Origin of the sequence: Rhizobium cauense, assembly GCF_019511525.1 — a bacterium.
GTDB lineage: Bacteria > Pseudomonadota > Alphaproteobacteria > Rhizobiales > Rhizobiaceae > Rhizobium > Rhizobium cauense.
Genome location: NZ_JAEUAT010000045.1, coordinates 1 through 6,589 on the forward strand (window position 1 = coordinate 1; position 6,589 = coordinate 6,589).

The window sequence follows — 6,589 nt, forward strand, 5'->3', positions numbered from 1 at the left end:
CGGCTGGAGGCGCTGGAGCAGGAAATCCAGATCCTGCTGCTGCCGAAGGACGCTGCCGACGAAAAGAGCGCGATTCTGGAAATCCGCGCCGGCACCGGCGGTTCGGAAGCGGCACTCTTTGCCGGCGACCTGTTTCGGATGTACGAGCGCTATGCCGCTGCGCACGGCTGGAAGGTCGAAGTCCTGTCGTCGAGCGAAGGCGAAGCGGGCGGCTTCAAGGAAATCATCGCGACCATTACCGGCAAGGGCGTGTTTGCCAAGCTGAAGTTCGAATCCGGCGTTCACCGGGTCCAGCGTGTGCCCGAAACCGAAGCGGGCGGGCGTATCCATACCTCGGCCGCGACGGTCGCGGTCTTGCCTGAGGCGGAAGAGATCGACATCGAGATCCGGGCGGAAGACATTCGCATCGATACGATGCGTTCCTCCGGCGCCGGTGGTCAGCATGTCAACACCACTGACTCTGCTGTGCGTATCACCCACCTGCCGACGGGTATTGTCGTCACCAGCTCCGAGAAGTCGCAGCACCAGAACCGCGCCAAGGCGATGCAGGTTCTGCGCTCGCGCCTCTACGACGCTGAACGCCAACGCGCCGAAAGCGAGCGATCCGCCGACCGCAAGAGCCAGGTCGGCTCCGGCGACCGTTCCGAACGCATCCGCACTTATAACTTCCCGCAGGGGCGCGTGACGGACCACCGTATCAATCTGACGCTCTACAAGCTCGACCGGATGATGGTCGGCGAGATCGACGAGGTGGTCGATGCCCTGATGGCCGACTACCAGGCGAGCCAGCTGGCGCAGCTCGGCGAACAACAGCTATGAGCGGGAGCGGGAAACAGGCCGAGCCTACGGTTTCCCAAGTCCTGGCCGGAGCCCGGCATCGCTTCACCGAAGCTGGTATCGAAAGTGCTGCCGCGGACGCGCGCGTCCTCGTTGCGGGGCTGCTTGGACTTTCGACAACCGCCATTATCACGCACGGTGGTGAGACCGTCGCCCATGAGCAGGCGGTGTTGATCGACAAGGCGATCGAGCGTCGGCTGGCGCATGAGCCGGTTCACCGCATTCTTGGTGAACGCGAATTCTATGGGCTGCCATTGTCATTGTCGGCGGAAACGCTCGAGCCGAGGCCTGATACGGAAATTCTCGTCGACACGATGCTTCCTTATCTGCGCACTCTTGCAAAGACCGAAGGCCATATCCATATCCTTGACTTAGGAACCGGAACAGGGGCGATATGCCTAGCGCTGTTGAGCGAGTGTCCGGAAGCGTCAGGCGTCGGCAGCGACATATCGGCCGATGCATTGAGGACGGCGAAATCAAACGCGGAAAGAAACGGATTGCAGGATCGCTTCGAAGCCATTCAATCCAGCTGGTTTCAGAACATCCACGGCTCGTTTCACGCGATTGTCTCAAATCCGCCCTATATCGCTTCTAAGGTTGTTCACACTCTCGCTCCCGAAGTGACGAAATTTGATCCGGCCGCAGCACTGGATGGCGGCACGGATGGGCTTGACGCCTACAAAGCCATAGCCAAGGATGCAGCAAGGTTCATGCAGCCTTCTGGCGTTATTGGACTTGAGATAGGCTACGATCAACGGAACGACGTGATCGATGTTTTTGAAGCTGAAGGCTTCAAGTTCCTGGAATCCGTGAAGGATTACGGCCAGAATGACCGGGCGCTCGTGTTCGCGCTCAAATGATGCGCGACAATTTAGAGCATTAGACAGGACATGGGTGCCATTGCGAAGAAAAAGCTTGGATTTGCACGGGAAGCAATATAGGTTGCCCCCACGCGTTGGAGAGATAGGACAGAACGACAAGTCGTTCGATACTAGCTCGGCCTCGGGGGTCCGCTCTTTTAAACGAGAGCTTCAAAGGTTGAACACGACCCAATGCGTGAATCAGTCAAACTGACTTGAGAACAAGCGGCAGGTTGGCGCGAAGGCGCATTATGCTTGCGGCACGAGGGCTCTGAGCCGGTACAACCGGCCACGGCAGTTGGTGCCATCACTCCACAACAAACAGAGAATTCAGGTGAACGATCGATGAGGCCAGGACAGCAGAACAAGCGCGGTCGCGGGCGTGGCAACAACAACGGCGGCGGCGGCGGTGGAAATAACAATAACAACAATTTCAACCGCAAAGGCGGAAATCCGCTGACGCGGACCTACGACAGCTCCGGCCCAGACGTGAAGATCCGTGGTACCGCGCAGCACATCGCCGAGAAGTACGCGCAGCTTGCTCGCGACGCGCAGAGCTCGGGCGACCGTGTCATCGCCGAAAACTACCTGCAGCACGCCGAACACTACAACCGCATCATTGCCGCCGCACAGGCGCAGATGCAGGAACGTTTCCAGCGTGATGACCGCAACGAATTCAGTGAGGGCGCTGAACGCGAAGGCGACGATATCGAAGGCATCGACAACGACGATGTCGTCATCGTCCAGCCGCCGCGCCAGCAACATGAACACCAGCAGCGCCGTTCGGATGAACAGTCGCAGCGTCGCAACGATGACCAGCCGCGCCGTAACGACGACCAGTCGCGTCGCAATGGCGATCAGCCTCGCCAGCCGCGACGTCAGGAACAGCAGCCAGCGCCGGTTGAAGTCGTAGCTGCCGAACCGCAGCCTGAAGTCATCGATGGCAGCGGCCCGCAGCCGGAGATCGAAGGTATCCCAGCAGAGGTTTCGATGGACGAGGAGAGCGCCGCCGGTCAGCCGCGCGAGCGTCAGCCGCGTCGCCGCGCTGCCAGCAGCCGTCCGCGCCGTCCGCGTCGCGCTGCTGAAGGTGAGGCTTCGGCTGAAGGCGAAGCTGCCGCTTCAGGCGAAGCTCCTGCGCTGGCGGATGCAGCCTCTGAGTAAGCAAGTTGCCTCCGTCCGACCGGACGGAGATAGTTGATAAGGGCCGCTCCTTGGAGCGGCCTTTTTTGTTTTTGCAGTTGTGTTTGCGTGTGTGTCGGCCCCTCCGCGAACGTTAAAGTACGGCACATTTACCGTAACGTACTTACGCCTGTGCGGCTGCTATGCGTCAGTGGATCGCGCCAATGCATTCCATCAACGGACACCACTGTAGACGTCCACGTTTTACGGAGACATGCGACATGGCCTGCGACGAAAAAGTGCAAGCACACTCCGACACCAGCAACCTCACGCGCCGCAACCTACTGATCGGATCGACGGCCCTTGCTGCTGGTGCGGTCACAGTCGCCAGTATGGCGAGTTCCGCAGCAGCCCAGGCGCAGACAGCGGCGCCATCCGGCAAGAAGCCCAACATCCTGGTCATCTTCGGGGATGACATCGGCATCCCGCAGATCAGCGCCTACACCATGGGTCTGATGGGATATCGCACGCCAAACATCGACCGGATCGCCAAGGAAGGGGCAATCTTTACGGATTCATATGGGCAGCAGAGCTGCACGGCAGGCCGAGCCTCCTTCATCCTGGGGCAGGAGCCGTTCCGCACCGGATTGCTGACGATCGGTATGCCCGGCGATCCACACGGGATTCAGGACTGGATGCCGACGATTGCCGATGTGCTGAAAACGCAGGGGTATGCGACCGGCCAATTCGGCAAGAATCACCTCGGCGACCAGGACCAACACCTACCGACCAAGCACGGCTTCGACGAGTTCTTCGGTAATCTCTATCACCTCAATGCCGAGGAGGAGCCGGAAGGCTATTTCTATCCGAAGGATCCAGCCTTCCGCAGGCAGTTCGGCCCTCGCGGTGTGATCAAGTCAACGGCGGATGGGAAGATTGAGGATACCGGCGCTCTGAATACCAAGCGCATGGAGACGGTCGATGAAGAGTTCCTGGCGGCGGCCAAGAATTTCATCGATCGGCAAGCGAAAGCGGAAAAGCCCTTCTTCGTCTGGTTCAACTCGACGCGCATGCACGTCTTCACGCATCTGAAGGCGGACTCTCTCGGCAAGACCGGCAAGGGCATTCATGCGGACGGCATGTTGGAGCATGATGGTCACGTCGGTCAGCTTCTCGATCAGCTGGATCAGTTGGGCATCGCTGACAACACGATTGTTCTCTACACGACCGACAACGGTGCGGAGCTGGCCCTGTGGCCGGATGGCGCAATGACGATGTTCCACGGCGAGAAAGGCACCACCTGGGAGGGCGGCTTCCGCATCCCGATGATGGTCCGCTGGCCGGGCGTCGTCAAACCCGGAACGGAGGTCAACGAGATCGTCACGCTTATGGACTGGATGCCGACCTTCGCAAGCGTTGCCGGAATACCTGATGTCAAGGAGCAGATGAAGGCTGGCTTCAAGGCTGGCACCAAAGACTTCAAGGTGCACCTGGATGGTTATGACCTAGGACCATTGCTAAAGGGCGAAGCTCAGACCGGTCCGCGTGACGCGGTCTACTATTTCGACCAAGGGGGCAATCTCAACGCCATCCGCTGGAATGACTGGAAGCTCAGCTTTGCAATCAACAGCGAAGGAAATATCGCTACTGCGACGCGTGAAGTGCCTGCCTGGGCCAATATCGCGAACCTGCGTATGGATCCTTACGAACGCGGCATGAAGGAGGGTGGCGGTGCCATCGACTTTCTTGCCCGCAACATGTGGCTGCTTGTTCCCGTGCAAGCCAAGATCAAGGACTTCTTCTCAGACTTCACCCAGTACCCCTATCAGGAAGGCAGTTCGCTGAATGCGAGCGGCATCAACTACGCCTTGCTTCGGCAGCAGGCGGCCCTGAAACGGCTGAACGAGCTTGAGCGGCTTGCTCCGCAATAGCGCTATCAGGAAAAATGGCGGGGGCTTACGCGAGTTCCCCGCCACCTCGGCCAAAGCAAGTCGCCTTATGGTGGTGCTTGGCGCCGTGCCGCCTTGAAGCCAGCTAACGTGATTATGAGGCCGCCAAGCCTCCAGAAGTTCTCTTCATGTCAACGATATCGCGCATAAATAGCATTATGCATATATTTTCGCACTTTGAGAGCATTGTTGCCATCAAGGCACACGGTTGGGAGAATGGGCATCAGTACTCCCTAAATAATTGACATAAAATGGAACTCAACCGATCCTTGCGCCGGGTTGACTGCTTGGGGTAATCGATGATTAAGCCAGAGTACACAGACCAGTTTCGTGTTCGTTCAACAGGCAAATGTCCAGCTAGTAGTAGCAGACCTCATTCAGGGCCCCCAGACGTTCCACCGCGCTGGCCCGGCAAACCGCTAAACGGATCCTTCCGTCTCCTCCTTCTTCAGTCATCCGTCGCGTCTATCGCCCTTCTCGGCCTCGGCGGCACGCGTGCGGAAGCTGCCTGCGTCGAGAACACACCTGGCGTCATCGACTGCTCAGGTTCAACGCCCGGCCCGACTCCGAGCGGTCGGTCTGTGACCATCAATGCAGACAATACGACGAGCCTGACCAGCAACGTGGAGGTCACCGGGCCTGGAACCAGTGTCGTCAACAATAATGGCGGAACCTTCACCAACGGCGTCGTCGCCACAAACAATGACCGCTTCACGCTCAACAACCAAGGTCTCATTGACGGCAATATCCTGCTGCAGGGGACAGGGACCAACATCATCCTCAATTTGGGACCGGGCACGGTACAGAACGGGGTGACGAGCACCGGGACGTCGAACGACACCGTGATCAATGACGGCTTCTTTGCCGGAGCGATCAGTCTCGGGGCAGGCGACGACATTCTTGGGCTGATCGCCGGCACCGTACAGACCTCGGTCGATATGGGTGACGGCAATGACAATTTCACCTGGCTCATCGGCAATGTCGCCGCCACCGTGCAGATGGGCAATGGCGACGATGTCGCCAATTTTGGCTTTCTCAGCCAGGCAAACCTGACGGCCGGCAAGATTATCGACGGTGGGCTCGGCAACGACACGCTCAACTGGGAGCGCACCACCAACGACGACGGTAACCAGGGGGGCGACGAGCCAAAAAACCTCACCAACTGGGAAGCCATCAACATCATCAACCAGTCCAAGCTGACGTTCATCTATACGACGAGCGTACTCACGCTCGGCGATTCGGTGACCGGAACCGGCACCATCTCGGTCGATGCCACCAGCCGCATCGAAGCGGGAAATTCCTTCGGCTATGCCATCGTGCCTTTCAACACTTCACAACTGGTGACGGTGAACAATGCCGGCATCATCGACCTGACGAACGACGCGCCGGGGCCGGGCACCTCGTTGCATGACACCTTCAGGATTTTCGGCAACTACGTCGGCCAGAATGGGCAACTCTGGCTGCACACCTATCTCGACACGGACAATTCCCCTTCGGACAAGCTGATCATCGACACCGGGCAGGCAAGCGGTTCGACCAGCATGTTCATCACCAATGTCGACGGCCAAGGCGCTTTGACCAACGGGAACGGCATCCTTGTCGTCGACGCAATCAATGGCGGCACGACGACGGCAAGCGCGTTTTCGTTGGGCGGCCCAGTTGCAGCCGGCCCCTTCGAATACTTTCTCTATCGCGGTGGACCTCGACGATGAGGTCGCCGCTCTTCGGCACGACGGACATGACGGTGGCGCCGGAGGTGATGATGCCGCCGATGGTGTGGACCTGCAGGTCATAGACGAAGCCGTCGACGGGGGCGCGCACCTC

5 protein-coding genes are annotated in these 6,589 nt (G+C 59.0%); all 5 read left to right on the top strand.

All coding sequences use genetic code 11. From position 1 onward, the window contains the following. Positions 1-819, top strand: an 819-nt coding sequence (gene prfA / locus JNB88_RS32915) for a peptide chain release factor 1 (RefSeq protein WP_220359141.1), incomplete at its 5' end; no start/stop codon positions are given. After that, positions 816-1,697, top strand: coding sequence for a peptide chain release factor N(5)-glutamine methyltransferase (prmC, locus tag JNB88_RS32920; protein ID WP_220359142.1), 882 nt, complete (start codon positions 816-818; stop codon positions 1,695-1,697). The genes prfA and prmC, both read left to right, overlap by 4 nt. Positions 1,698-2,042: 345 nt before the next feature. Further along, positions 2,043-2,858: a DUF4167 domain-containing protein gene (locus JNB88_RS32925; protein ID WP_220359143.1), complete on the top strand. Its 816-nt coding sequence runs from the start codon at positions 2,043-2,045 to the stop codon at positions 2,856-2,858. A 239-nt stretch (positions 2,859-3,097) separates the two neighbouring features. Next, entirely contained in the window at positions 3,098-4,747 is a 1,650-nt protein-coding gene (locus JNB88_RS32930; protein WP_220359144.1) for an arylsulfatase, read from the top strand. A 599-nt stretch (positions 4,748-5,346) separates the two neighbouring features. Beyond that, positions 5,347-6,477 carry a hypothetical protein gene (locus JNB88_RS34495; protein WP_338111080.1) on the top strand — a complete coding sequence of 377 codons (1,131 nt, stop codon included), beginning with the start codon at positions 5,347-5,349 and terminating at the stop codon, positions 6,475-6,477. Positions 6,478-6,589 lie beyond the last annotated feature (112 nt).

Bases quoted from the DNA above. Each gene is read 5' to 3' on its own strand.
- prmC (WP_220359142.1), top strand. From the start codon at position 816: ATGAGCGGGAGCGGGAAACAGGCCGAGCCTACGGTTTCCCAAGTCCTG.
- JNB88_RS32925 (WP_220359143.1), top strand. From the start codon at position 2,043: ATGAGGCCAGGACAGCAGAACAAGCGCGGTCGCGGGCGTGGCAACAAC.
- JNB88_RS32930 (WP_220359144.1), top strand. From the start codon at position 3,098: ATGGCCTGCGACGAAAAAGTGCAAGCACACTCCGACACCAGCAACCTC.